The sequence below is a fragment of the Pseudoduganella sp. UC29_106 genome (genome assembly GCF_044055365.1).
Classification (GTDB): domain Bacteria; phylum Pseudomonadota; class Gammaproteobacteria; order Burkholderiales; family Burkholderiaceae_D; genus Rugamonas.
In genome coordinates this window covers 6,450,819-6,471,890 of record NZ_CP171977.1, presented here as the reverse complement: position 1 = coordinate 6,471,890, position 21,072 = coordinate 6,450,819, and the positions used below count along the sequence as shown (strand labels likewise).

Here is a 21,072-nt window from a genome sequence, read left to right as displayed (position 1 = left end):
GAGGGCCGGCCCGTTTTCCAGTAACTCTCATAAGCATAAAAAACCGCAATAAAGAGGAGATAGCAATCAGTGAGACCATCAAACTGAAGCCCATCGCCGCGGCCATAGCGGCGCTGCTTTTCTGCGGCGGCGCCTTCGCCCAGCAGGCCGATGAGAAGAAGACGGACGAGGACAAGGAAAAGAATGCCGGCACCGTGATCGTGACCGGCACGCGCACGGCAAAGGCCGTGGACAAGATTCCCGGCGCTGTGAACGTGATTTCAAGTGCCGAAGTAGCCAACTCGCTGGCCATCAGCGAAGACGCCACCGCCGTCCTGTCGCGCGTGGTGCCCGGCTATGCCGAATCCACCCAGGCCATGAGCAACACCGGCGAAACCCTGCGCGGCCGCATCGCGCTGCGCCTGTTCGACGGCATCCCGCAAAGCTCTCCGTTGCGCGAGACCCAGCGCGGCGGCTCCTTCACCGATCTCGGCGTGGTGGGCCGCATCGAAGTGATCAATGGCCCGTCCGCCTCCGAAGGCGTGGGCGCGGCGGGCGGCATCATCAACTACGTGTCGAAAACGCCCACCAAGATGGGCAATGAATTTACCCTGACCACCAAGCTGACCAGCCAGTTCGAAGACGACAGCTTCGGCTGGAAGATTGGCGGAGTCTTCGCCCACAAGGAGGAGTCTTACGATTTGCTGCTGGCGATGTCCGAAGTCGACCGCGGCATGCAATGGGATGCCAATGGCCGCCGCATCGGCATGAATGCTTCCGGTTCGCTGAACGACACCGAAGGCCGTAACCTGTTCCTGAAGACGGGCTTCAACCTGACCCCGCATCAGCGCGTGGAACTGCAGGCCAGCCGCTTCAAGCTGAATGGCAAGGGCAATTACGTCTACCAGGAAGGCAACCGCGCCAAGTTCATCACCGATACTTCGGTGCCGGGCCAGCCGTTCAACAACCAGGCGGAATTCAACGACTTCCGCCAGTACGCGGCCAACTACAGCAATGACGATGTGTTGGGCGGCACGGTAACCGCGCAGGCCTATGCGGCACAGCAGCGCATGCGCTTCGTGGCGGAAAAGGGTGGTCCGGACAAGCAGGATCCGCAGATCGCGCCGCTGGGCACTCTGGTCGATCAATCCGAAGTGTTCTCGAAGAAGCGCGGCCTGCGCACCGGCTACAGCCGTCCGGATCTCTTCATCAGCGGCCTGGAACTGCGCGCCGGCGTGGACGTGGTGCGCGACCAGACGGAGCAGCGCCTGGCGCTGACCAACCGCACCTGGGTGCCGCCGATGGTCTATACCAGCACCGCGCCATATGCGCAGCTGTCCTACGACATCGGCGACTTCACTGTGAGCGGCGGCTTCCGCCGCGAGAGCGGCGATCTGGAAGTGGACAGCTACACCACCACGTACTTCAACAACCGCGTGTTCGTGCAGGGCGGCTCGCTGGACTACAAGGCCAATCTGCCCAACGGCGGCGTGGTCTGGCGCTTTGCGCCGGGCTGGTCGACCTATGTGTCTTACGCCAAGGGCTTCAGCCTGCCGAACGTGGGCATCCCGCTGCGTAACATCAAGACGCCGGGCCAGTCGGTGGAGGGCATCCTCGACCTGCAGGCCGTCATCGTCGAGAACAAGGAAATCGGCGCCAACTGGAAGGGCAAGTGGGGCAGCCTGGCGGCTTCCTACTACAAGTCCGATTCGGACTTTGGCGTGTCGCTGTCCATCGATCCGGTGACGGGCGACTTTGTCATGCAGCGTTCGCCGGTGCAGGTGAAGGGCTTCGAGTTGTCTGGTGAGTTTATCGTTACGCCTTCGATCCGCCTGAACGGCCTGTATTCGCGCATCCGCGGCAAGTCCGCTTCGCGCCTCGGCGGTCCGCTGGATACCGAGCAGGGTGTCGCCACCATCAATCCGGACAAGCTGGGCCTCGGCGCCAGCTGGCAGTGGTCCGATCGCGGCAATGTGCGCCTCAGCTCCACTACGCTGAAGGGTCGCTCGATCAACGAAGGCAGGAGCTCGGCGGAAAAGACCGGTGGCTACACGCTGTTCGACCTGACCAGCACCTACAAGACGCGCTACGGCGACCTGACCCTGGGCATCGAGAACCTGGCTGACCGCTTCTACATCCTCACGTGGGCGCAGGTGCCGGGCTTCCAGAACTATTTCGCCGGCCGTGGCCGGACTTTCTCGCTGACCCACAGCATCACCTTTTAAGTAGCGGGATCGCGGAACGGAACACCATGCGCAGCAAACTCTTTGTGCCGGGCTCGCGCCCGGAGTTATTCGTCAAGGCGCTCCAGGGCCAGGCCGATGCGATTTCGATCGACCTGGAGGATGCGGTGCCGGAAGCGCGCAAGGAGGAGGCGCGTCGTGCGGTTGCCGACTTCCTGCGCTCGCCCCAGGCGCTGGAAAGCGGCAAGCTGATTATCGTGCGCGTGAACGGCATCGGCACACCGCATTTCGAGGCCGACGTCCTGGCCGTGACGCTGCCGGCGCTGGGCATGCTGAATTTGCCCAAGGCGGAATCGGCGGCCGATGTTCATACCGCTTGCGCGGCGCTGGCGCGTGCCGAGGCGGCCAACGGTGTTGCGTCGCCAGTGCGGCTGCTGGCCAATATCGAGTCGGCGGCCGGCTTGCGCCGCGCTGCGGAAATTGGCGTAGCGGATCCGCGCGTGGCGGGATTGCAGCTGGGGTTTGCCGATCTGTTCGAGGTCAATGGCATTGCGCGCCGCGATGCAGGCAATGTGCATGCGGCCATGTTCGCCCTGCGCATGGCGGCGGCGGAGGCGGGCGTGTTTGCTTACGACAGCGCGTTTCCCGATATCCGGGATGTGGAGGGCTTCCGCGCGGAGGCCTCGATGTCGCGCCGGCTGGGGTTCTGGGGCAAGAGCTGCATTCATCCTTCGCAGGTGGCGCTGGCAAATGAGGTTTTCAGTGCGAGCGAAGAGGAATACGACTTCGCATTGCGCGTGCTGGATGCAGCGCGCGCTGCGCAGGCGTCCGGCGCGGGGCGCATTCACGGTGGATGGCAAGATGATCGACCTGCCGTTCATCCGCCGGGCGCAAGCCGTCGTCGCCGCCGGCCGCCCCGCTGCCGCGTCCTCCACCGCGCCCGCCGCGCCTCCGGCGAATGCGCGCCAGCCCCTGGCCGGCATCCGCGTTCTTGACCTGAGCGCCTACATTGCTGGCCCCTACGGCTGCACGCAACTGGCGGACATGGGCGCTGAAGTCATCAAGATCGAGCCGCCCGCGGGCGACAACCTGCGCAAATATCCGTCCACGCTGCAGGAAGAAAGCCGCGCCTTCCTCGGCGTGAACCGCAGCAAGCGCGGCATCGTCATCGACCTGAAACAGCAGGAGGGCCGCGAGGTCCTGCATAAGCTGGTCGATACAGCCGACGTCCTGGTGCACAACTTCCGCCCCGGCGTGCCTGAGCGCCTGGGCATAGGCTACGAGCAGCTGAAACAGCGCCGCCCGCAGCTGGTGTATTGCGCCGTCACCGGCTACGGCGAGACGGGGCCGATGAAGGACAACGCCGGCTACGACCAGGTGCTGCAAACCTTTACCGGCATCTGCGCCATGCAGGGGCCGCAAGGCGGCGAGCCGCAGATCGTTTACGGCAGCGTGGTCGATTATTACGCCGCCGCCCTGGTGGCTTCGGGCGTCAACGCGGCCCTGTTCGAGCGCAGCCGCACAGGACGTGGCCAGTATGTCGGCGTCTCCCTGCTGCGCAGCGCGCTGGCCATGCAGTCGGCGCGCCTGATCAAGGCCGAGGGCGAACCGCTGGATATCGGCCGCGACATGCGCTCCGGCGGCATTACCGGCATCCACCCGGCGCGCGAGGGCTATATCTACCTGTCCGCGAATACGCCGCACTTCTGGGCCACGCTGTGCGAGCGCGTCGGCCTGCCCAAACTGGCGTCGGATGAGCGCTATGACAGCGTGCGCAAGCGCGCCGAGCATGCGGCAGTACTGGTACCGAAGCTGCGCGACGCGCTGGCCGCGCGCACAGCGCGGGAATGGGAGCAGATTTTCGGCAGCGACGTGCCCTGCGCCGCCGCCCGGCAGCTGGAGGAAATGTTCGACCACCCGCAAGTGCTGGCTGAGAATATGATGGCGGACATGCAGCATCCGGCCGTCGGCAGCTACCGGGGCTTCACCGAGGCAGTACGCTTCGGCGACGCGCCGCCGCCGGCGCCTTTTGCAGCACCGGCGCTGGGCCAGCATTCGGACCAGATCCTGGCCGCCAACGGCTATTCGGCCGAAGAGATCGCGCGCCTGCGCGCCCTCGATGTGATTCGCTGAGGTACACATGAGCAGGCATTACCTTTTCCTGGCGCGCTTGCTGGCGCTATTGACGGCACTCTGCATCGGCACGCTGGCGCCGCGCCTCGCGCTGGCCGACAATCTCGCCACCGTGCGCAAGGTCGAGCTGCCGCCGCTGCCGCAGCCGGCCACGCAGTTGCTGCCCGTCGCGGGCCGTCTGCTGGCGCTGACCGGATCGGGCAGCTGGCTGCTCGACGAGGACCGCAAGGCATGGCGTCCCGCTGATTTACGGGCGCCGCAGGCGCGCAGCTACGCCGCCGGCGCACACTACACCTGGCTGCTGTCCGGCCCGAACGAAAGCACCGTCGCTGCGCAGCGCCTTGCCTTGCAGGGCGCAGCCATCGAAAGCCGGCCGCTGCCGCCGCTGCCCGAGCCGCTGCACCAGGCTTACGCGGCGGTCCTCGCCGACAAACTGTACGTGGCCGGCTACAACGCGGCCAGCGAACCGCGCATGCTGGCGCTGGATACCGTCGCCCCGGGCGCAAGCTGGGAAACGCTGCCGCCGTGGGCTGGCCGCGGCTTCGGCATCAGTTCCCTGGTGGCGCAGAATTCCTCCGTGCTGCTGACCTTGCGCGGCGCGGAAGGGCAGGCCGACCGCCTGCTGCGCTGGACCGCGCGCGGCGGATGGACGGACATGAAGCCAGTGGGCGGCCGCGTGCTGGCCGGCGCCGCGCGCGCCACCGGCCAGGCGCACGTGCTCTACCTGGCTTATCCGGTTGTGGCGGCAGGCGAGCAGCCAGGCCTGCCGCAGCTGCACACTTACCACACGATTACCGGCTCCTGGGCCGTGGCGCCGGTGCCTGAAGCGGAGGCCGGGCAGGGCGCAGAATTCGGCGCCGGCTGGGGCAACGGCCTGCTGCGCGCCTACACCGGGGCGGACGGCAAGCAGCAGCTGGCCTACACGGAAATCGTCAGCGGCAAGCGCCTGCTGAAGACCTTCGACTGGATCGTCATCGTGGCCTATCTGGCGGGCATGCTGGGCATCGGCTGGTACTGCTACATCCGCGAGAAGCGCAATTCCACGTCGGATTTCTTCGTCGGCGGCCGCAGCATTCCCTTCTGGGCGGCCGGCGTCAGCCTGTACGCGGCCAACACCAGCTCCATCAGCTATATCGCGATTCCTGCCAAGGCATTCGAGACCAACTGGCAGTACATGACCAACAACCTGGTCGCCGTCGTGGCGCTGACCTTCGTGGCGGTCGCCATCGTGCCCCTGCTGCGCCGCCTGAACCTGATGTCGGTATTCCAGTATCTTGAAATTCGCTTCCATCCTTCCATCCGCATGATCGCAAGCCTGATCTGCATCCTGGTGCAGATCGGCAGCCGCATGAGCGTAATCCTGCTGCTGCCGTCGCTGGCCATTGCCACGATTACCGGCATCGACGTCACCTGGAGCATCATCATCATGGGCAGCTTCACCATCGTCTACACGGCGATGGGCGGCATGAAGGCGGTCGTGTGGACCGACTTCGTGCAACTGTTCGTGAAGATGGGCGGCGCGCTGTTCGCCATCGGCTTCATCCTGTGGAAGCTCGATGGCGGCGTGACGGAATTCGTCAGCGTGGCGGCTGCTGAGAGCAAGACGAAGCTGTTCGACTTCAGCTGGGACCTGACCCAGCCCACCGTATGGGGCTTCATCTTCCTCGTCGTATTCGACGTGGTGCTGACCTTCCCCAAGGATCAGGTGCTGATGCAGCGCGTGCTGTCCACCAGGTCGGCCAAGGAAGCAACCTTGTCGATCTGGACTTTCGCAGCCATCTCCATTCCCGGCGGCTTCATTTTCTACACCATCGGCACCGCGCTCTATACCTTCTACAAGAGCCATCCCGAGCGCATGAACCCCCTGCTGAACGTGGACGCGACCTTCCCCCTGTTCATCGCCGCCGAACTGCCGACCGGCATCACGGGCCTGATCATCGCCGGCATCCTGGCGGCGGCGATGGCCACGCTGTCCGGCATCATGAACAGCGTTGCCACGCTGGCCTCGGTGGACTTCTACGAGAAGCTGGTGAAGCACCCCACGCCGAAAAAGAGCGTGCTGTTCGCCGAAATCGCCACCGTGGCCACAGGCCTGATCGGCATTGCGGCCGCGCTGTTGCTGTCGCGCTTCAATGCGCACTCGCTGTTCGACGTATCGATCGAACTGGCTGGCCTGCTGAGCGGCGGTTTCGCGGGCGCCTACACGCTGGGCATGTTCACGCGCCGTGCCAACTGGCAGGGCGTGGCCATCGGCATTGTCTGCAGTTCGGTGCTGACCACCATCTGCTGGACCATGAAGCTGGTCCACCCTTACTTCTACCTGCCGATTTCGATCATGCTGTGCATCGTCTTCGGCTATCTGGCCAGCTACCTGTTCCCGGCGCCGACGCAGTCGCTGGCCGGCCTCACCATCTACACAGACACCCCATCGAGTACCGAGGAAGATCATGACCGGCAAACGTCCACCAACCTATGACACCCGCACCGTTCCCGCCAGGGAGCCGAAGCACTGGGATACGCCGCTGCCGCACACGCTGCCGGCCCACTTGCCCACGCCGGGCAAGTCGCCGGACTGGCCCTACATCAATATCGGCAAGTGGAAGATCGACGTCAACAACTATGCGGAGAGCTGGCGCAAGGAATTGACGATATGGCGCCACGAGCACAAGATCCGCGCCGGTTACGACGGTTCGCGCTACGACCGCCCGGAACTGGCCTGGTCGCAGCGCAATTTCGTGCATACGCAGATGATGGTGGAGGACCGCTATTTCTACGATCCCGTGAAGGGAGAGTACACGGTGGACCGCTATCTGGACGACCTCGAAAAGCGCTTCGGCGGCATCGACAGTGTGTTGATTTGGTACGTCTATCCCAACATCGGCATCGACAACCGCAACCAGACCATGCTGGCCAGCGATATGCCGGGCGGCCTGGATGGCCTGAAGAAGGCGGTGCAGGCATTCCAGAAGCGCGGCGTGCGCGTGTTTCTGCCGACCATGCCCTGGGATAACGGCACCAGGCCGGAAGGCGTGGAAGACTGGGATGCCGTCACCGGCCTCGCCGTACAGCTGGGCGCCGATGGCGTGAACGGCGACACCTACAATGGCGTGCCGCGCGTGTATGCGGACGTGTCGGACAAGGCCAACCGCCCGCTGATCTTCCAGCCGGAAGGTTCGCTGACTGCCGACGAAGCGCTGCAGTGGAACCAGCAGACCTGGGCAAGGCGTCGACCGACATCATCCCGGCCGTGAGCAAGGTGAAGTGGCTGGAATCGCGCCACATGGTCAACCTGGAAAACCGCTGGTGCCGCGACCGCACCGACGATTTCCAGTACATGTTCTTCAATGGCGTCGGCTACACGGCCTGGGAAAACGTGTGGGGCATCTGGAACCAGTTCACGGACCGTGACGGCGAAGCGCTGCGCCGCATCGCCACCATCTATCGCCAGTTCCCCGAGCAGCTGGTCAGCCCCGGCTGGGAACCGTATTCGATGGCGCTGCAGCAAAACGTCTTCGCCAGCCGCTTCCCGGCCAATGGCGTCACGCTGTGGACCATCGTGAACCGCAATGAATACGAGGTGGACGGCGACCAGCTGGTGGTGCCGCACACCGAAGGCCGCATGTATTACGACGCATGGAACGGTGCGGCGCTCACGCCGCGCATCAGCGGCCAGGGCGAGCAGACCACCGCAACTTTCGACCTCAGGCTTGAGACCAAGGGCTTCGGCGCCGTCGTCGGCGTGGACAGCGGCGCCAGCGTGCCGGGCATGGACGACTTCCTGCACAGGATGGCCGGTATGGCTGCCACGCCGCTGCGCAGCTTCTCCGGCTCCTGGAAGCCGCTGCCGCAAAAGATGATCGACATCGCGCCGACCGCACCTGCCGCGGAAGCGCCGGCGGGCATGGTTGCCATCCCCGGCGGCGAATTCGATTTCGTCGTGACCGGCATCGAGGTGGAGGGCTATACCTGGGCCAGCATGGACTTCCAGTATCCATGGGAGAGCATCGGCCGCCGCGCGCATCGCCGCCGCATGGAAATGAAGCCCTTCTACATCGACAAGTACAACGTCACCAACGCCCAGTTCAAGCGCTTCCTGGACGCCACCGGCTACGCGCCGCGCGATGCCCACAACTTCCTCAAGGACTGGGACGGTGGCGCGCCGCGCAAGGGCTGGGAAAACAAGCCCGTGACCTGGGTCAGCCTGGAAGATGCGCGCGCTTACGCCGCCTGGGCCGGCAAGCGCCTGCCGCACGAATGGGAATGGCAGTATGCCGCGCAAGGCACGGATGGCCGCCTCTATCCCTGGGGCGACCAGTGGAATGAAAGCGTTGTGCCGAAGCAGAATACCGGCCGTGAACTGCTGCCGCCGGACGACGTGGATGCCCACCCGGAAGGCGCCAGCCCCTTCGGCGTCATGGACCTGGTTGGCAATGTGTGGCAATGGACCAGCGAGTTCGAGGACGAGCACACGCGCGCCGCGGCCCTGCGCGGCGGCAGCTCCTACATCCCGCAAAGCTCGCACTGGTACTTCCCGCAGGCGCACCGCCTTGATCAGCACGGCAAGTACCTGCTGATGGCGCCGTCCAAGGACCGCTCGGGCATGCTGGGCTTCCGCTGCGTGGTGGACGCGGCCTGATATGGAAGCGGTCACACGATTCCCGTCGCCGGCGCAGGTGCAATTGCACGGCCTGCTCGGCGCCGCGCTGGAGGCCAACCTGAATGGCCGCCTGTCCCACTTCATCGAGGATGAGCACAGTCCGGCCATCGCGCTGTTCGGGGCGGAGCACAAGTGCTGCAACCATGAAGGCGACTGGTACGGCGAGCACGCCGGCAAATGGCTGTACGCGGCCGCCCGCGCGGCCAGCCGCAGCGCCGGCCATCCGCTGGCAGCCCAGGTGCGGCGCGTGACCGACTTCCTGGCCGCGCAGCAGGAGGCGGACGGCTACCTCGGCACCTATGCGCAGGAGCGCCGCTTCATGCACAGGCAGCCGCGCGGGCCGCGTACCTGGGATGGCGCGCCGGGCCAGCGCACCTGGGATATCTGGACCCACAGCTACCTGGTCATCGGCCTGCTGGAAGTCCACAAATACTTCCCTGAATCGCGCTACCTGGACGCCGCCTGCCGCATCGGCGACCTGTGCCTGCAGGCGCTGACGCAGGGCGGCGTCGACATTACGGAGCTGGGCAACCATCATGGCATGTCCGCCACCATCCTGCTCGACCCGGCGGCGGAGCTGTACCTGCGCACCGGCGAGGCGCGCTACCTGCAACTGGCGGAGCTGATTGTGCAGCAGGCGGACGCGCGCCCGGAACTGAACCTGCTGGCGCAGGCGCTGCAGGGCACGGATGCGGCGGACATCGCGACCGGCAAGGCGTACCAACTGTGCTGGAATATGGTCGGCCTGGCCAAGCTGCACCGCGCCACCGGCAAGCAGGATTACCTGAACGCGGTACGCAATGTCTGGCGCAGCGTGCATGAATACCATCTGAGCCTGGGAGGCGGCCCCTGGGGCGGCGTGGCGCACCGCTCGCGCGAGGTGTTCAACCATCATGGCGCTTTCTCGCCCTACGGCTATATCGAAACCTGTTCCACGCTGGCCTGGCTGCAAATGAACCGCGAGCTGCTGGCCATCACGGGAGAAGCGCAGTATGCCGAGGAGATCGAGCGCTCGGCATATAACGATCTGCTGGGCGCGCAGGCGCCGAACGGCGAGGACTGGTGCTATTACATCTTCCCGAACGGGAAGCGGGTCTTCACGACCTACTGGCGCTGCTGCAAGTCCAGCGGCGCCATGGCGCTGGAGGAGTTGCCGGCCGTGGCCTATGCCTTGCGCGGCGCCGACGAGATTGCTGTGAACCTGTACGGGCCGGGCGTTGCGGAGCTGGAGCTGCCCGCAGCCGGGCGCGTGCGGCTGGTGCAGCAGACGGCTTATCCGGCCGACGGCGCCGTGCGCATCAGCGTGGAACCCGCGCAGGCGGCGCGCTTTGCGCTGGCGCTGCGCATCCCGTCCTGGGCGGAAGACGCCTCGGTGCGTGTGAACGGCGCCGATGGCGCGGCATGGACCGGTGCTGCCGCCGGCGTGGCGCCGGCCGGCGGCTACCTGTGCCTGGAGCGCGAATGGCGCAACGGCGATGTGGTCGAATTGTCACTGCCGATGGCGCCGCGCCTGCATCGCAAGCTGAGCCAGAATACCCAGGAATCGCGCGCGCCGGATGGCTCGCCGGTGGCCCAGCAGGTCATGCGCTATGAATACGCGGCCGTCACGCGCGGCCCGCTGGTATTTGCGACGGGTCTCATCGATGGTTTCAAGACCGAGGAAACGGTGATCCTGGCCGACGGTCCGCAGCTGGAAATGGCGCCCGAAGCATTGCCCGCCGGCGCCAATGGTCCGGCCATCCGCCTGAAGCTGGCTTCGCGGCCGGACCTGGTGTTTGTGCCGTATTACGAGGCGGGCGGCCGTGCCGACGGGACCTGGCGCCTCACCTGGCTGCAGCTCGCGCCGCCCGGCGCCACAGCAGCCAGCCATACAGCGCCAGGTTGATGATCAGCACCAGGCCGGCCAGGATGTTTTGCGTGGCCGGCTTCAGTCCGGCGGGTAGAGCAGGGGGATCAGGTAGTGGTCGATGAAGCTGCCGCTATAGCCGAAATCCCCGGCCCGCTGCAGCAGGTAATTCTCCAGCGTGGTCAGCGGACAGAGCTGGCCCGCCAGTTCCACGTACATCGCCCAGCCGGCGGCCGGCAGATGGACGAGCGGCGCCCAGCGCCAGTGCAGCGCGAGCAGGGCGCCGAAAGTGGCGAACAGGATGAAGGCCAGGTGCAGCAGCAGCACGGCGTCGGCGGCAAAGCGGGTGAGCATGATGCGAGCATTCTACGCTCCCGCCGACAGCCGTTCTCTTACGGCCGGCTCATCGACCACTGCTGGTTGCTGCCGTTATTCAGCGTCCACTGGATGATTTGCGCGTTTTCGGCCGTGCTCTTGTTCTGCACATCGAGGACATAGCCGCTCAGGAGGTTTTTCACGGTGACGTAGCCGGCGGCCGGGCTGGCAAAGCTCCAGTGCTGGCCAATGCCGGCCCAGTACGACCACTGGGCGATATTGGTGCCGGCCGTGGTGGAGTTGTCATAGTTATCCATGCTGAGCAGGCTGTTGCCATTGATGATGCTGTACTGGCCGTCGCCGTGGCCGATCAGGTACCAGTACTGGTTCTTCGCCCCGGTATACGTTTGCTGCTGCACCCAGGCGCCGTTGCTGGTGGACGCGCCAGCCACGGCCAGCGCCTTGCCGCTCAGGCGGGACTTGAAGACCCAGGGGCCGTCGCTGATGCCGCCACAGCTGTCGAAGGCGGTGAAGTTGCGCGTGAGGACGGGCCAGCCGCCGCTGTACGTCATCTTCAGGAAGTCCAGCTTGGCGTTGCCGTTGTCGTTCAGGTCATAGTAGTGGATCGACGTCCAGTTGCAGCCGTCCTGCTTCAGCACGCCGATATGGCCGGGACCCTTGTAGCGGCCATCCACGTTCGGCAGCGCGGTGCGGGTGCCGGAATAGGGCCCGGTGATGCTGGTGGCGCGCTGCACTTCCACATAATAGGTGGAGTCCACGCCCTTGCAGCAGGCGCCGCGGTTGACCCACAGATAATAGTAATTGCCGTCGCGCGTGATGTAGGGCGCTTCCATATCCTTGCCGCCACCGCCCAGGATGGTGCTGACGCTGGATGCCAGCTTGCCGGTGCCCTGGTTGATCTCGGCGATGCCGATGCCGCCGAAAAAGGAACCGTACGTCATATACACCTTGCCGTCGTGGTCGCGGTACAGGGCGGGGTCGATGGCATTGATTTCGCCGGCGCCGCCGAAGGATTCGACCACGATGCCCAGGTCGGTCCAGGCCGGATTCTTCAGCGATGCGGAGCGCGCCACGCCGATGGCCGAACTGGAAGTGCCGAAGGTCGAGACCGAGTAATACAGATAGTAATAGCCGTTCATGTGGATCACGTCCGGCGCCCAGAATGAGCCGCTGAAGTTCGGGATCTTGTTGGCGATCCAGCTGGGATAGGTGGTGAACACGGGCGCCGGGCCGGCCGACCAGCTCAGCAAGTCCTTCGAGGTCGAATACCAGATGCCGGTGCCGGTGGTGAAGTTGAAGTAAGTGTCGCCGTCCTTCGTGACGGTGCCGGGGTCGTGGGCGTTCTGCACGCCGCTCAGGGTTACTGCATGGCTCGCCAGGGCGAGCGCCATCAGGCAGAGGGCTGCCAGCAATCGTTTCATCGTGTCTCCCGTATTGTTTTATGGATGAGCTGAGCTCGTTCCAGAGCTTAGGAGACGCCCGCCGCGGCCGCTAATGAGATTTTTTCCGGCCGCGATATGTTTTTTGACATGGGAATTGCCCTACATCAGCGTTGCCGGCGCGCCCCAGCCGCACCCAGCACGGTCAGCCCGCCGTGCAGGACCCGCTGGCCGGGGACAGGCACAGTGCGGCGCCAGGTCGATGTAGACGACGCTGCCAATGTCGGCATCGGCGTAGCGCCACGGATAGCCCGCCCGGTCCAGATGCAGCAACAGCAGACCGTCGCCCCGCATCCCGGAGACGGCGCCGCCGCTTCAGGGAGCCGAAGGTGGCCGCCGAAGCCAGCACCGGATTCGGGCGAAGCCAGTAGCAGCGCGGGCGCGAAACGCATTGCATTTTTCGCCATCACTCCCTCCATTGTTATTTTTTTAACAACTTGAGGAGTGTAGGCAAAGCGGGCTGTGGGGTGCGCACAACTGACATACCTCGTACAAAGCTGTTGCGTCAAGAGGCAAATCGAAGTACACTAGCCGGCTTCGGTATGGGTTCGTCTTTTTATTTGGCCCGTATCTTTTTTTGTAGTTCAACAAAGCCCCGCCCAATCGTAGGTGGGAATGGAGAAAAAATGAGCCTTGGCCTCCTCGGTCGCAAGGTTGGCATGATGCGCATCTTCACGGATGATGGGGACTCGATCCCTGTGACCGTGCTGGACGTATCGAACAACCGTGTTGCGCAAATCAAAACTCCTGAAGTGGATGGTTATTCCGCTGTTCAGGTTGTCTTCGGTCAGCGTCGCGCTTCCCGCGTGAACAAAGCCGCTGCCGGTCACTACGCTAATGCTGGTGTTGAAGCTGGTTCCTTCGTCAAGGAATTCCGCGTTGACGCTGCCAAAGCAAACGAACTGAAAGCCGGCGACGCTGTTGCCGTGTCCCTGTTCGAAGTCGGTCAGAAGATCGACGTGCAAGGCGTTTCCATTGGTAAAGGCTATGCCGGTACCATCAAGCGCTACAACTTCTCGTCCGGCCGTGCTACCCACGGTAACTCCCGTTCGCACAACGTGCCAGGCTCCATCGGTATGGCGCAGGATCCGGGCCGCGTGTTCCCAGGTAAGCGCATGACCGGTCACATGGGCGACGTTACCGTCACCACCCAGAACCTGGAAATCGCTCGTATCGATGCTGACCGCCAGCTGCTGCTGGTGAAAGGTGCAGTACCAGGCGCGAAGAACGGCCAGGTTGTTGTATCGCCAGCCGTTAAAGTCAAAGCTAAGAAGGGAGCTTAATCGATGGAACTCAAGCTCTTGAACGCGCAAGGTCAAGCTGCGTCGAACGTGGCTGCCGCTGACACCGTCTTCGGCCGCGACTACAACGAAGCGCTGATCCACCAGGTTGTTGTTGCTTACGCTGCCAACGCGCGTAGCGGCAACCGCAAGCAAAAAGACCGTGAAGAAGTTCACCACACGACCAAGAAGCCGTGGCGCCAGAAAGGTACTGGCCGCGCACGTGCCGGTATGTCGTCCTCGCCTCTGTGGCGCGGTGGTGGCCGTATCTTCCCGAACTCGCCTGACGAGAACTTCACCCACAAAGTGAACAAGAAGATGTATCGCGCAGGTCTCTGCTCGATCCTGTCGCAGCTGGCACGCGAAGAGCGTCTGGTTGTGATCGAAGATATCGCAATCGAAGCTCCGAAGACCAAGCTGCTGTCGCAAAAGCTGACCGGCATGGGTCTGGAATCGGTTCTGATCATCACCGACACCATTCAGGAAAACCTGGAGCTGGCTTCCCGTAACCTGCCGAACGTGCTGGTTGTTGAGCCGCGTCACGCAGATCCAATGTCGCTGGTCTTCTACAAGAAGGTCCTGGTTACCAAAGCGGCACTGGCACAGATTGAGGAGATGCTGGCATGAGCGCAGTCATCAAACACAGCGAAGAGCGCCTGATGAAGGTGCTCGTGGCGCCGGTCATTTCCGAGAAGGCCACCATGGTCGCGGAAAAGAACGAGCAGATCGTGTTCCTGGTTTCCAAGGATGCGACCAAGCCAGAAATCAAGGCCGCCGTTGAACTGCTGTTCAAGGTCCAAGTGGAATCGGTGCAGACCGTAAACCGCGAAGGTAAGGTTAAGCGTTCGGGCCGTTTCATCGGCCGCCGCAACCACACCAAGCGTGCTTTCGTGTGCCTGAAGCCCGGCCAGGAAATCAATTTCACCGAGGAGGCTAAGTAATGGCACTCGTTAAGATGAAGCCAACCTCCCCAGGCCGTCGCGGCATGGTGAAGGTTGTGAACGCCGACCTGTACAAGGGTCGTCCGTTCGCCGCCCTGCTGGAAAAGAAGTCCAAGACTGCTGGCCGTAACAACAACGGCCACATCACCACCCGTCACATCGGCGGTGGTCACAAGCACCACTACCGTCTGGTGGACTTCAAGCGCAACAAGGATGGCATCCCTGCGAAAGTGGAACGCATCGAATACGATCCGAACCGCACCGCGCACATCGCCCTGCTGTGCTACGCCGACGGCGAGCGCAAGTACATCATCGCCCCGAAGGGCGTTGCTGTCGGCGACACCCTGTTCAACGGCTCGGAAGCGCCGATCAAGCCGGGTAACTGCCTGCCAATCCGCAACATCCCAGTGGGCACCAACATCCACTGCGTGGAAATGCTGCCGGGTAAGGGCGCCCAGATGGCCCGTACCGCCGGCGCGGTTGTGGTGCTGATGGCCCGTGAAGGTACTTACGCCCAGGTGCGTCTGCGCTCCGGCGAAGTGCGCCGCGTGCACATCGAGTGCCGCGCCACCATCGGTGAAGTCGGCAACGCCGAACACTCGCTGCGCAAAATCGGTAAAGCCGGTGCCATGCGCTGGCGCGGTGTGCGTCCGACCGTCCGTGGTGTGGTGATGAACCCGATCGACCACCCGCACGGTGGTGGTGAAGGCCGTACCGCCGCTGGTCGTCATCCAGTGTCGCCATGGGGCCAGCAGACCAAGGGCAAGAAGACTCGCTCCAACAAGCGTACTTCTTCGATGATCGTCTCGCGCCGCGGCAAGAAATAAGGATAAACCATGACTCGTTCATTGAAAAAAGGGCCGTTCTGCGACGCCCACCTGGTGAAAAAAGTCGAAGCCGCTCAAGCGACCAAAGACAAAAAGCCAATCAAAACCTGGTCCCGTCGCTCGACGATCATGCCTGACTTCATCGGTCTGACCATTGCCGTGCACAACGGCAAGGTGCACGTGCCTGTGTACGTTTCCGAGAACATGGTTGGTCACAAGCTCGGCGAATTCGCGCTGACCCGTACCTTCAAGGGCCACGCTGCTGACAAAAAGGCTAAGAAATAATGGAAACCAAAGCTATCCTCAAAGGCGTGCGCCTGTCGGATCAAAAGGGCCGCCTGATCGCGGACCTGATCCGTGGCAAGAAGGTTGACGCTGCGCTGAACATCCTGACGTTCAGCCCGAAAAAAGGCGCGTTCATCATGAAGAAAGTGCTGGAGTCCGCAATTGCGAACGCTGAGCACAACGACGGCGCCGACATCGACGAACTGTTCGTGAAAACGATCTACGTCGAAAAGGGCCCGATCCTGAAGCGCTTCACCGCTCGCGCTAAAGGCCGTGGTGATCGTATTTCCAAACAATCCTGTCACATCTACGTGACTGTCGGTAACTAAGGAGCTGAGATGGGTCAGAAAATTCATCCAACCGGTTTCCGTCTGGCGGTCACCCGTAACTGGGCTTCGCGCTGGTACGCAACCAACGGCAACTTCGCTTCGATGCTGAACGAAGACCTGAAGGCACGTGCTTTCCTGAAGAAGAAGCTGAAGAACGCTTCCGTGGGCCGCATCGTCATCGAGCGTCCTGCCAAGAATGCACGCTTCACCATTTACAGCTCCCGTCCGGGCGTTGTGATCGGCAAGAAGGGCGAAGACATCGAAGTGCTGAAGTCTTCCCTGTCGAAGATCATGGGCGTGCCTGTGCACGTGAACATCGAAGAAATCCGCAAGCCGGAAATCGATTCGCAACTGATCGCCGATTCGATCTCGCAGCAGCTGGAAAAGCGTATTATGTTCCGCCGCGCCATGAAGCGCGCCATGCAGAACGCAATGCGCCTGGGCGCCCTGGGCATCAAGATCATGTCCTCCGGCCGTCTGAACGGCATCGAGATCGCCCGTACCGAATGGTATCGCGAAGGCCGCGTGCCTCTGCATACCCTGAAGGCGGACATCGACTACGGTACCTCCGAAGCATCGACCACCTACGGCATCATCGGCGTCAAGGTCTGGGTCTACAAGGGTGACCGCTCCGCTACCGGCGAAGCACCAGTCATCGAGACTCCGGCCGACGAGAAGAAGCCACGTGGTCCGCGTCGCGAAGATGGCAAGCCAGCTGGCCGTGGCCGTCCAGGTGCTAAACCAGCAACCGCACCAGCCGGTCGCCGCGCTGCCAAGCCGGCTGCAGCTGACAAAGCAGGAGAATAAGCATGCTGCAACCTAGCCGCAGGAAATATCGTAAAGAGCAGAAAGGCCGTAACACCGGCATTTCGCACACCACCGGCACTTCCGTGTCGTTCGGTGAGTTCGGCCTGAAGGCCGTGGCACGCGGCCGTATCACCGCGCGCCAGATCGAGTCCGCACGTCGTGCGATGACCCGTCACATCAAGCGTGGTGGCCGTATCTGGATCCGTGTGTTCCCGGACAAGCCAATCTCCAACAAGCCGGCCGAAGTCCGTATGGGTAACGGTAAGGGTAATCCGGAGTACTACGTGGCCGAAATCCGTCCGGGCAAAGTCCTGTACGAAATGGACGGCGTGGCCGAAGAACTGGCACGCGAAGCGTTCCGCCTGGCTGCTGCCAAACTGCCGCTGGCTACCACCTTCGTGGTGCGCCAGGTTGGCCAATAATTGTGGAGTGAAATATGAAAGCATCTGAACTCCGCGGCAAAGACCAGGAAGCTCTGCAAAAAGAGCTGAACGACCTGCTGAAGGCACAATTCGGCCTGCGCATGCAATCCGCTACGCAGCAGCTGAGCAACACCTCCCAGCTGAAGAAGGTACGCCGCGACATCGCACGCGTGAAAACGGTAATGAACTCGAAGGAAGCAAAATGACTGATCAAGTAAAGCTGAAGCGCACGCTGATCGGTAAAGTTGTGTCCGACAAGATGGACAAGACCGTTACCGTTCTGATCGAGCGTCACGTCAAGCACCCTCTGTACGGCAAGATCATCGTTCGTAGCGCCAAGTACCACGCGCACGACGAAGCCAACCAGGCCAAGACCGGTGATACGGTTGAAATCCAGGAAGGCCGCCCGATCTCCAAAACGAAGGCGTGGACGGTGACCCGAGTAGTGCAAGTCGCACAAATCGTCTAAGAAGACTGGGGCCGGAACCGTCTGGTTCCGGCCACAATCCAATTAGTTCTTGCAGGCCCGCAGGTTTTATGTAATACTTGCGGGCTTCGTTCATGTATCCGCCGCAAAGTGTCTCTCCACAGGCGCGGTAGCGGTCAGTTACTTGTATGAAGATCAAGCACCCAAGCAGCGGGCATTGTGCCCTCTGGCGGGACCAAGACTGACCGATGTCCGCATTGTGTGGATTCTTCGGCTTAAGTTGGGAAAGAGAATACTATGATTCAAACTGAGAGCCGGCTCGAAGTGGCCGACAACACCGGTGCGAAAGAAGTAATGTGCATCAAGGTGTTGGGCGGTTCCAAGCGCCGTTACGCTGGCATTGGCGACGTGATCAAAGTCACCGTTAAGGTGGCTCAGCCTCGCGGCCGTGTCAAAAAAGGTGAAATTTATAACGCCGTGGTAGTGCGCACCGCTAAGGGTGTGCGTCGCCAGGACGGTTCCCTGGTGAAGTTCGACGGCAACGCCGCTGTCCTGCTGAACAACAAACTGGAACCGATCGGTACCCGTATCTTCGGCCCAGTGACGCGTGAACTGCGCACTGAGAAGTTCATGAAGATCGTGTCCCTGGCACCGGAAGTCCTGTAAGGAGTCAGACAATGGATAAGATTCGCAAAAACGACGAAGTCATCGTCCTGACTGGTAAGGACAAGGGCAAGCGCGGCGTAGTGACCCAGCGTGTAGACGCTGAGCACGTCGTAGTGGAAGGCGTTAACGTGGCCAAGAAGGCCGTTAAGCCGAACCCGATGACTGGTGTTACCGGTGGCATCGTCGACAAGACCATGCCGATTCACGTGTCCAACGTTGCTCTGTTCAACGCTGCGACCGGTAAGGCAGATCGCGTAGGCTTCAAGGATGTGGACGGCAAAAAAGTCCGCGTCTTCAAGTCGAACGGCGAAGTAGTGAAGGGGTAATAAGAAATGGCCCGTCTGCAACAACTGTACAAAGACAAAGTCGTCGCCGAGCTGACCGAAAAATTCGGTTACAAATCGGTGATGGAAGTGCCGCGCCTGACCAAGATCACCCTGAATATGGGTCTGTCGGAAGCCGTGGCTGACAAGAAGATTATCGAGCACGCTGTTGGCGACCTGACCAAGATCGCCGGTCAGAAGCCAGTCGTGACCAAGGCCCGTAAGGCAATCGCAGGCTTCAAGATCCGCGAAGGCTACCCGATCGGTACCATGGTGACCCTGCGCGGCGCCCGCATGTATGAATTCCTGGACCGTTTCATCACCGTGGCCCTGCCGCGCGTGCGTGACTTCCGTGGTGTGTCCGGCAAATCCTTCGATGGCCGCGGCAACTACAACATCGGTGTGAAAGAGCAGATCATCTTCCCGGAAATCGAGTACGACAAGATCGATGCACTGCGTGGTATGAACATCTCGATCACCACTACCGCGAAGTCCGACGATGAAGCCAAAGCGCTGCTCGCCGCCTTTAAATTCCCGTTCAGGAACTAAACGATCATGGCAAAACTCGCACTGATTAACCGTGAACAGAAGCGTGCTGACCTGGTAGCCAAGTTTGCTGCCAAGCGCGCCGCTCTGAAGGCCATCATTGATGACCAGACCAAGTCGGAAGAAGAGCGTTACGAGGCCCGCCTGAAGCTGCAGGCCCTGCCGCGTAACTCCGCACCGACCCGTCAGCGTAACCGCTGCCAGGTGACCGGTCGCCCACGTGGCACCTTCCGTAAATTCGGCCTGGGTCGTATCAAGCTCCGTGAATTCGCCATGCGCGGCGAAATCCCGGGTATGACCAAAGCCAGCTGGTAATAGGAGAATAAGCAATGAGTATGAGCGATCCTATCGCCGATATGCTGACCCGCATTCGCAACGCCCAGGGCGTGCAGAAGACCACCGTGGCCATGCCATCGTCGAAAGTCAAAGTAGCTATCGCCGCCGTCCTGAAGGACGAGGGCTATATCGAGGACTTCGCCGTGAGCACCGCGGAAGGCAAGGCGGAACTGAAGATCGGTTTGAAATATTATGTAGGCCGTCCTGTGATCGAGCGTCTGGAGCGTGTGTCGCGTCCAGGCCTGCGCATCTACAAGGGCAAGGATGAAATCCCGACCGTGATGAACGGCCTGGGCGTGGCGATTGTGTCGACCCCGAAAGGTGTCATGACCGACCGCAAAGCGCGCGCTACCGGCGTCGGTGGCGAAGTCATCTGCTTCGTGGCTTAAGGAGTAACACAATGTCTCGTGTAGCTAAAATGCCGATCGTTGTGCCTGCTGGCGCCGAAGTCGCCATCTCCGCGCAAGCGATCACCGTCAAGGGCCCGCTGGGCACCCTGACCCAGAGCCTGAACGGCCTGGTTAAAGTCGAAAACAATGCTGGCACCCTGACCTTCGACGTGGTCAACGACAGCCGTGAATCGAACGCCATGTCCGGCACCCTGCGTGCCCTGGTCAACAACATGGTTACCGGCGTCACCAAGGGCTTCGAGAAGAAGCTGTCCCTGGTTGGCGTGGGTTACAAGGCGCAAGCGCAAGGCGACAAGCTGAACCTGTCCCTGGGCTTCTCGCACCCTGTCGTTCACGACATGCCTGCCGGCGTCAAGGTGGCAACCCCGACCCCAACCGAAATCGTGATCAGCGGTGTTGATCGCCAGAAGGTGGGCCAGGTGGCTGCTGAAGTTCGTGCTTACCGCTCCCCTGAGCCTTACAAGGGCAAGGGTGTCCGCTATGTGGACGAAGTGGTTAAGCTCAAAGAAACCAAGAAGAAGTAATTAGGGGCTGACGATGGACAAAAAAGAATCTCGTCTGCGCCGCGGACGTCAAACTCGCATCAAGATCGCGCAACTGAAAGTGAACCGCCTGTCGGTCCACCGCACTAACCTGCACATTTACGCGAACCTGATCAGCCCGGACGCCAAAGTTCTGGTTTCGGCCTCGACCGTGGAAGCGGAAGTGCGCGCCGAGCTGGCTGGCAAGTCTGGCAAGGGTGGCAACGCCGCCGCTGCCGCACTGGTTGGCAAGCGCGTCGCAGAAAAAGCACTGAAAGCGGGCATCACCGAAGTCGCCTTCGACCGCTCCGGTTTCCGTTACCACGGCCGTATCAAGGCGCTGGCGGAAGCCGCGCGTGAAGCCGGTCTGAAGTTCTAA

At 62.2% G+C, this 21,072-nt stretch carries 27 protein-coding genes; 24 read left to right on the top strand and 3 right to left on the bottom strand.

What is annotated here, in order from left to right; all coding sequences use genetic code 11:
• Positions 1–194: 194 nt before the first annotated feature.
• The 7 genes from ACHMW6_RS32270 to ACHMW6_RS32240 are packed head-to-tail and all read left to right on the top strand — an operon-like array spanning position 195 to position 10,837.
• Positions 195–2,204 carry a TonB-dependent receptor gene (locus ACHMW6_RS32270; RefSeq protein ID WP_395403265.1) on the top strand — a complete coding sequence of 670 codons (2,010 nt, stop codon included), beginning with the start codon at positions 195–197 and terminating at the stop codon, positions 2,202–2,204.
• Positions 2,205–2,230: 26 nt separating this feature from the next.
• The gene (locus tag ACHMW6_RS32265; protein WP_395403263.1) at positions 2,231–3,157 is read left to right on the top strand and encodes an HpcH/HpaI aldolase/citrate lyase family protein; all 927 of its coding nucleotides are present in this window, start codon (positions 2,231–2,233) and stop codon (positions 3,155–3,157) included.
• Entirely contained in the window at positions 3,042–4,295 is a 1,254-nt protein-coding gene (locus ACHMW6_RS32260; RefSeq protein WP_395408769.1) for a CaiB/BaiF CoA transferase family protein, read from the top strand. The genes ACHMW6_RS32265 and ACHMW6_RS32260 overlap by 116 nt, the downstream gene beginning before the upstream one ends.
• 7 nt (positions 4,296–4,302) lie before the next feature.
• Complete coding sequence (locus ACHMW6_RS32255) at positions 4,303–6,771, top strand: sodium/solute symporter (protein WP_395403261.1); 2,469 nt, start codon at positions 4,303–4,305, stop codon at positions 6,769–6,771.
• The gene (locus ACHMW6_RS32250; protein ID WP_395403259.1) at positions 6,743–7,546 is read left to right on the top strand and encodes a hypothetical protein; all 804 of its coding nucleotides are present in this window, start codon (positions 6,743–6,745) and stop codon (positions 7,544–7,546) included. Before ACHMW6_RS32255 ends, ACHMW6_RS32250 begins: the two co-directional genes overlap by 29 nt.
• Positions 7,495–8,931 carry a formylglycine-generating enzyme family protein gene (locus ACHMW6_RS32245; RefSeq protein ID WP_395403257.1) on the top strand — a complete coding sequence of 479 codons (1,437 nt, stop codon included), beginning with the start codon at positions 7,495–7,497 and terminating at the stop codon, positions 8,929–8,931. Before ACHMW6_RS32250 ends, ACHMW6_RS32245 begins: the two co-directional genes overlap by 52 nt.
• Position 8,932: 1 nt before the next feature.
• Positions 8,933–10,837: a glycoside hydrolase family 127 protein gene (locus ACHMW6_RS32240; protein WP_395403255.1), complete on the top strand. Its 1,905-nt coding sequence runs from the start codon at positions 8,933–8,935 to the stop codon at positions 10,835–10,837.
• A 42-nt stretch (positions 10,838–10,879) separates the two neighbouring features.
• Here the strand turns inward: ACHMW6_RS32240 and ACHMW6_RS32235 are convergent, their stop codons facing one another.
• From ACHMW6_RS32235 to ACHMW6_RS32225, 3 genes are all read right to left on the bottom strand, one after another.
• Entirely contained in the window at positions 10,880–11,152 is a 273-nt protein-coding gene (locus tag ACHMW6_RS32235) for a DUF2784 domain-containing protein (protein WP_395403253.1), read from the bottom strand.
• A gap of 38 nt (positions 11,153–11,190) precedes the next feature.
• On the bottom strand, positions 11,191–12,555 hold the full coding sequence (locus ACHMW6_RS32230) for a family 43 glycosylhydrolase (protein WP_395403251.1): 1,365 nt from the start codon (positions 12,553–12,555) through the stop codon (positions 11,191–11,193).
• A gap of 120 nt (positions 12,556–12,675) precedes the next feature.
• On the bottom strand, positions 12,676–12,867 hold the full coding sequence (locus ACHMW6_RS32225) for a hypothetical protein (RefSeq protein ID WP_395403249.1): 192 nt from the start codon (positions 12,865–12,867) through the stop codon (positions 12,676–12,678).
• 332 nt (positions 12,868–13,199) lie between these two features.
• Here ACHMW6_RS32225 and rplC point away from each other — a divergent pair, with 332 nt between their 5' ends.
• From rplC to rplR, 17 genes are all read left to right on the top strand, one after another.
• A complete protein-coding gene (gene rplC / locus ACHMW6_RS32220) occupies positions 13,200–13,856 on the top strand; it encodes a 50S ribosomal protein L3 (protein WP_395403247.1) in 657 nt (218 codons plus the stop codon).
• 3 nt (positions 13,857–13,859) lie between these two features.
• On the top strand, positions 13,860–14,480 hold the full coding sequence (rplD, locus tag ACHMW6_RS32215) for a 50S ribosomal protein L4 (protein WP_395403245.1): 621 nt from the start codon (positions 13,860–13,862) through the stop codon (positions 14,478–14,480).
• Positions 14,477–14,794, top strand: a complete 318-nt coding sequence (rplW, locus tag ACHMW6_RS32210) for a 50S ribosomal protein L23 (protein WP_395403243.1) — start codon at positions 14,477–14,479, stop codon at positions 14,792–14,794. Before rplD ends, rplW begins: the two co-directional genes overlap by 4 nt.
• The gene (gene rplB / locus ACHMW6_RS32205) at positions 14,794–15,621 is read left to right on the top strand and encodes a 50S ribosomal protein L2 (protein ID WP_395403241.1); all 828 of its coding nucleotides are present in this window, start codon (positions 14,794–14,796) and stop codon (positions 15,619–15,621) included. Before rplW ends, rplB begins: the two co-directional genes overlap by 1 nt.
• A gap of 9 nt (positions 15,622–15,630) precedes the next feature.
• Positions 15,631–15,906, top strand: a complete 276-nt coding sequence (gene rpsS / locus ACHMW6_RS32200) for a 30S ribosomal protein S19 (RefSeq protein ID WP_093556914.1) — start codon at positions 15,631–15,633, stop codon at positions 15,904–15,906.
• The gene (rplV, locus tag ACHMW6_RS32195) at positions 15,903–16,235 is read left to right on the top strand and encodes a 50S ribosomal protein L22 (protein ID WP_395408768.1); all 333 of its coding nucleotides are present in this window, start codon (positions 15,903–15,905) and stop codon (positions 16,233–16,235) included. Before rpsS ends, rplV begins: the two co-directional genes overlap by 4 nt.
• A gap of 9 nt (positions 16,236–16,244) precedes the next feature.
• A complete protein-coding gene (gene rpsC / locus ACHMW6_RS32190) occupies positions 16,245–17,042 on the top strand; it encodes a 30S ribosomal protein S3 (RefSeq protein ID WP_395403239.1) in 798 nt (265 codons plus the stop codon).
• 2 nt (positions 17,043–17,044) lie between these two features.
• Positions 17,045–17,464 carry a 50S ribosomal protein L16 gene (gene rplP / locus ACHMW6_RS32185; RefSeq protein WP_231767621.1) on the top strand — a complete coding sequence of 140 codons (420 nt, stop codon included), beginning with the start codon at positions 17,045–17,047 and terminating at the stop codon, positions 17,462–17,464.
• Positions 17,465–17,478: 14 nt separating this feature from the next.
• Positions 17,479–17,670 carry a 50S ribosomal protein L29 gene (rpmC, locus tag ACHMW6_RS32180; protein ID WP_395403236.1) on the top strand — a complete coding sequence of 64 codons (192 nt, stop codon included), beginning with the start codon at positions 17,479–17,481 and terminating at the stop codon, positions 17,668–17,670.
• Positions 17,667–17,933 carry a 30S ribosomal protein S17 gene (rpsQ, locus tag ACHMW6_RS32175; RefSeq protein WP_395403234.1) on the top strand — a complete coding sequence of 89 codons (267 nt, stop codon included), beginning with the start codon at positions 17,667–17,669 and terminating at the stop codon, positions 17,931–17,933. Before rpmC ends, rpsQ begins: the two co-directional genes overlap by 4 nt.
• Positions 17,934–18,188: 255 nt before the next feature.
• Positions 18,189–18,557 carry a 50S ribosomal protein L14 gene (rplN, locus tag ACHMW6_RS32170; protein WP_028101657.1) on the top strand — a complete coding sequence of 123 codons (369 nt, stop codon included), beginning with the start codon at positions 18,189–18,191 and terminating at the stop codon, positions 18,555–18,557.
• Positions 18,558–18,568: 11 nt separating this feature from the next.
• The gene (gene rplX / locus ACHMW6_RS32165) at positions 18,569–18,883 is read left to right on the top strand and encodes a 50S ribosomal protein L24 (protein ID WP_395403232.1); all 315 of its coding nucleotides are present in this window, start codon (positions 18,569–18,571) and stop codon (positions 18,881–18,883) included.
• A 6-nt stretch (positions 18,884–18,889) separates the two neighbouring features.
• Complete coding sequence (rplE, locus tag ACHMW6_RS32160; protein WP_395403230.1) at positions 18,890–19,429, top strand: 50S ribosomal protein L5; 540 nt, start codon at positions 18,890–18,892, stop codon at positions 19,427–19,429.
• A 6-nt stretch (positions 19,430–19,435) separates the two neighbouring features.
• Positions 19,436–19,741 carry a 30S ribosomal protein S14 gene (gene rpsN, locus ACHMW6_RS32155; RefSeq protein WP_055937643.1) on the top strand — a complete coding sequence of 102 codons (306 nt, stop codon included), beginning with the start codon at positions 19,436–19,438 and terminating at the stop codon, positions 19,739–19,741.
• A 14-nt stretch (positions 19,742–19,755) separates the two neighbouring features.
• Positions 19,756–20,151, top strand: coding sequence for a 30S ribosomal protein S8 (rpsH, locus tag ACHMW6_RS32150; protein WP_395403227.1), 396 nt, complete (start codon positions 19,756–19,758; stop codon positions 20,149–20,151).
• 11 nt (positions 20,152–20,162) lie between these two features.
• Positions 20,163–20,696, top strand: coding sequence for a 50S ribosomal protein L6 (gene rplF / locus ACHMW6_RS32145; protein WP_395403225.1), 534 nt, complete (start codon positions 20,163–20,165; stop codon positions 20,694–20,696).
• A gap of 13 nt (positions 20,697–20,709) precedes the next feature.
• Complete coding sequence (gene rplR, locus ACHMW6_RS32140) at positions 20,710–21,072, top strand: 50S ribosomal protein L18 (protein WP_028101651.1); 363 nt, start codon at positions 20,710–20,712, stop codon at positions 21,070–21,072.

What these genes read in the sequence shown, in the direction of transcription:
- rpmC (WP_395403236.1), top strand. Translation starts at nt 17,479, where the DNA reads ATGAAAGCATCTGAACTCCGCGGCAAAGACCAGGAAGCTCTGCAAAAA.
- rplR (WP_028101651.1), top strand. Translation starts at nt 20,710, where the DNA reads ATGGACAAAAAAGAATCTCGTCTGCGCCGCGGACGTCAAACTCGCATC.
- rplE (WP_395403230.1), top strand. Translation starts at nt 18,890, where the DNA reads ATGGCCCGTCTGCAACAACTGTACAAAGACAAAGTCGTCGCCGAGCTG.
- rplW (WP_395403243.1), top strand. Translation starts at nt 14,477, where the DNA reads ATGAGCGCAGTCATCAAACACAGCGAAGAGCGCCTGATGAAGGTGCTC.
- ACHMW6_RS32240 (WP_395403255.1), top strand. Translation starts at nt 8,933, where the DNA reads ATGGAAGCGGTCACACGATTCCCGTCGCCGGCGCAGGTGCAATTGCAC.
- rplC (WP_395403247.1), top strand. Translation starts at nt 13,200, where the DNA reads ATGAGCCTTGGCCTCCTCGGTCGCAAGGTTGGCATGATGCGCATCTTC.
- ACHMW6_RS32265 (WP_395403263.1), top strand. Translation starts at nt 2,231, where the DNA reads ATGCGCAGCAAACTCTTTGTGCCGGGCTCGCGCCCGGAGTTATTCGTC.
- ACHMW6_RS32230 (WP_395403251.1), bottom strand. Translation starts at nt 12,555, where the DNA reads ATGAAACGATTGCTGGCAGCCCTCTGCCTGATGGCGCTCGCCCTGGCG.
- ACHMW6_RS32235 (WP_395403253.1), bottom strand. Translation starts at nt 11,152, where the DNA reads ATGCTCACCCGCTTTGCCGCCGACGCCGTGCTGCTGCTGCACCTGGCC.
- rplP (WP_231767621.1), top strand. Translation starts at nt 17,045, where the DNA reads ATGCTGCAACCTAGCCGCAGGAAATATCGTAAAGAGCAGAAAGGCCGT.
- rpsC (WP_395403239.1), top strand. Translation starts at nt 16,245, where the DNA reads ATGGGTCAGAAAATTCATCCAACCGGTTTCCGTCTGGCGGTCACCCGT.
- ACHMW6_RS32255 (WP_395403261.1), top strand. Translation starts at nt 4,303, where the DNA reads ATGAGCAGGCATTACCTTTTCCTGGCGCGCTTGCTGGCGCTATTGACG.
- rplX (WP_395403232.1), top strand. Translation starts at nt 18,569, where the DNA reads ATGGATAAGATTCGCAAAAACGACGAAGTCATCGTCCTGACTGGTAAG.
- rpsH (WP_395403227.1), top strand. Translation starts at nt 19,756, where the DNA reads ATGAGTATGAGCGATCCTATCGCCGATATGCTGACCCGCATTCGCAAC.
- rplN (WP_028101657.1), top strand. Translation starts at nt 18,189, where the DNA reads ATGATTCAAACTGAGAGCCGGCTCGAAGTGGCCGACAACACCGGTGCG.
- ACHMW6_RS32250 (WP_395403259.1), top strand. Translation starts at nt 6,743, where the DNA reads ATGACCGGCAAACGTCCACCAACCTATGACACCCGCACCGTTCCCGCC.
- rplF (WP_395403225.1), top strand. Translation starts at nt 20,163, where the DNA reads ATGTCTCGTGTAGCTAAAATGCCGATCGTTGTGCCTGCTGGCGCCGAA.
- rpsS (WP_093556914.1), top strand. Translation starts at nt 15,631, where the DNA reads ATGACTCGTTCATTGAAAAAAGGGCCGTTCTGCGACGCCCACCTGGTG.
- rpsQ (WP_395403234.1), top strand. Translation starts at nt 17,667, where the DNA reads ATGACTGATCAAGTAAAGCTGAAGCGCACGCTGATCGGTAAAGTTGTG.
- rplB (WP_395403241.1), top strand. Translation starts at nt 14,794, where the DNA reads ATGGCACTCGTTAAGATGAAGCCAACCTCCCCAGGCCGTCGCGGCATG.
- rplD (WP_395403245.1), top strand. Translation starts at nt 13,860, where the DNA reads ATGGAACTCAAGCTCTTGAACGCGCAAGGTCAAGCTGCGTCGAACGTG.
- rpsN (WP_055937643.1), top strand. Translation starts at nt 19,436, where the DNA reads ATGGCAAAACTCGCACTGATTAACCGTGAACAGAAGCGTGCTGACCTG.
- ACHMW6_RS32225 (WP_395403249.1), bottom strand. Translation starts at nt 12,867, where the DNA reads ATGCGGGGCGACGGTCTGCTGTTGCTGCATCTGGACCGGGCGGGCTAT.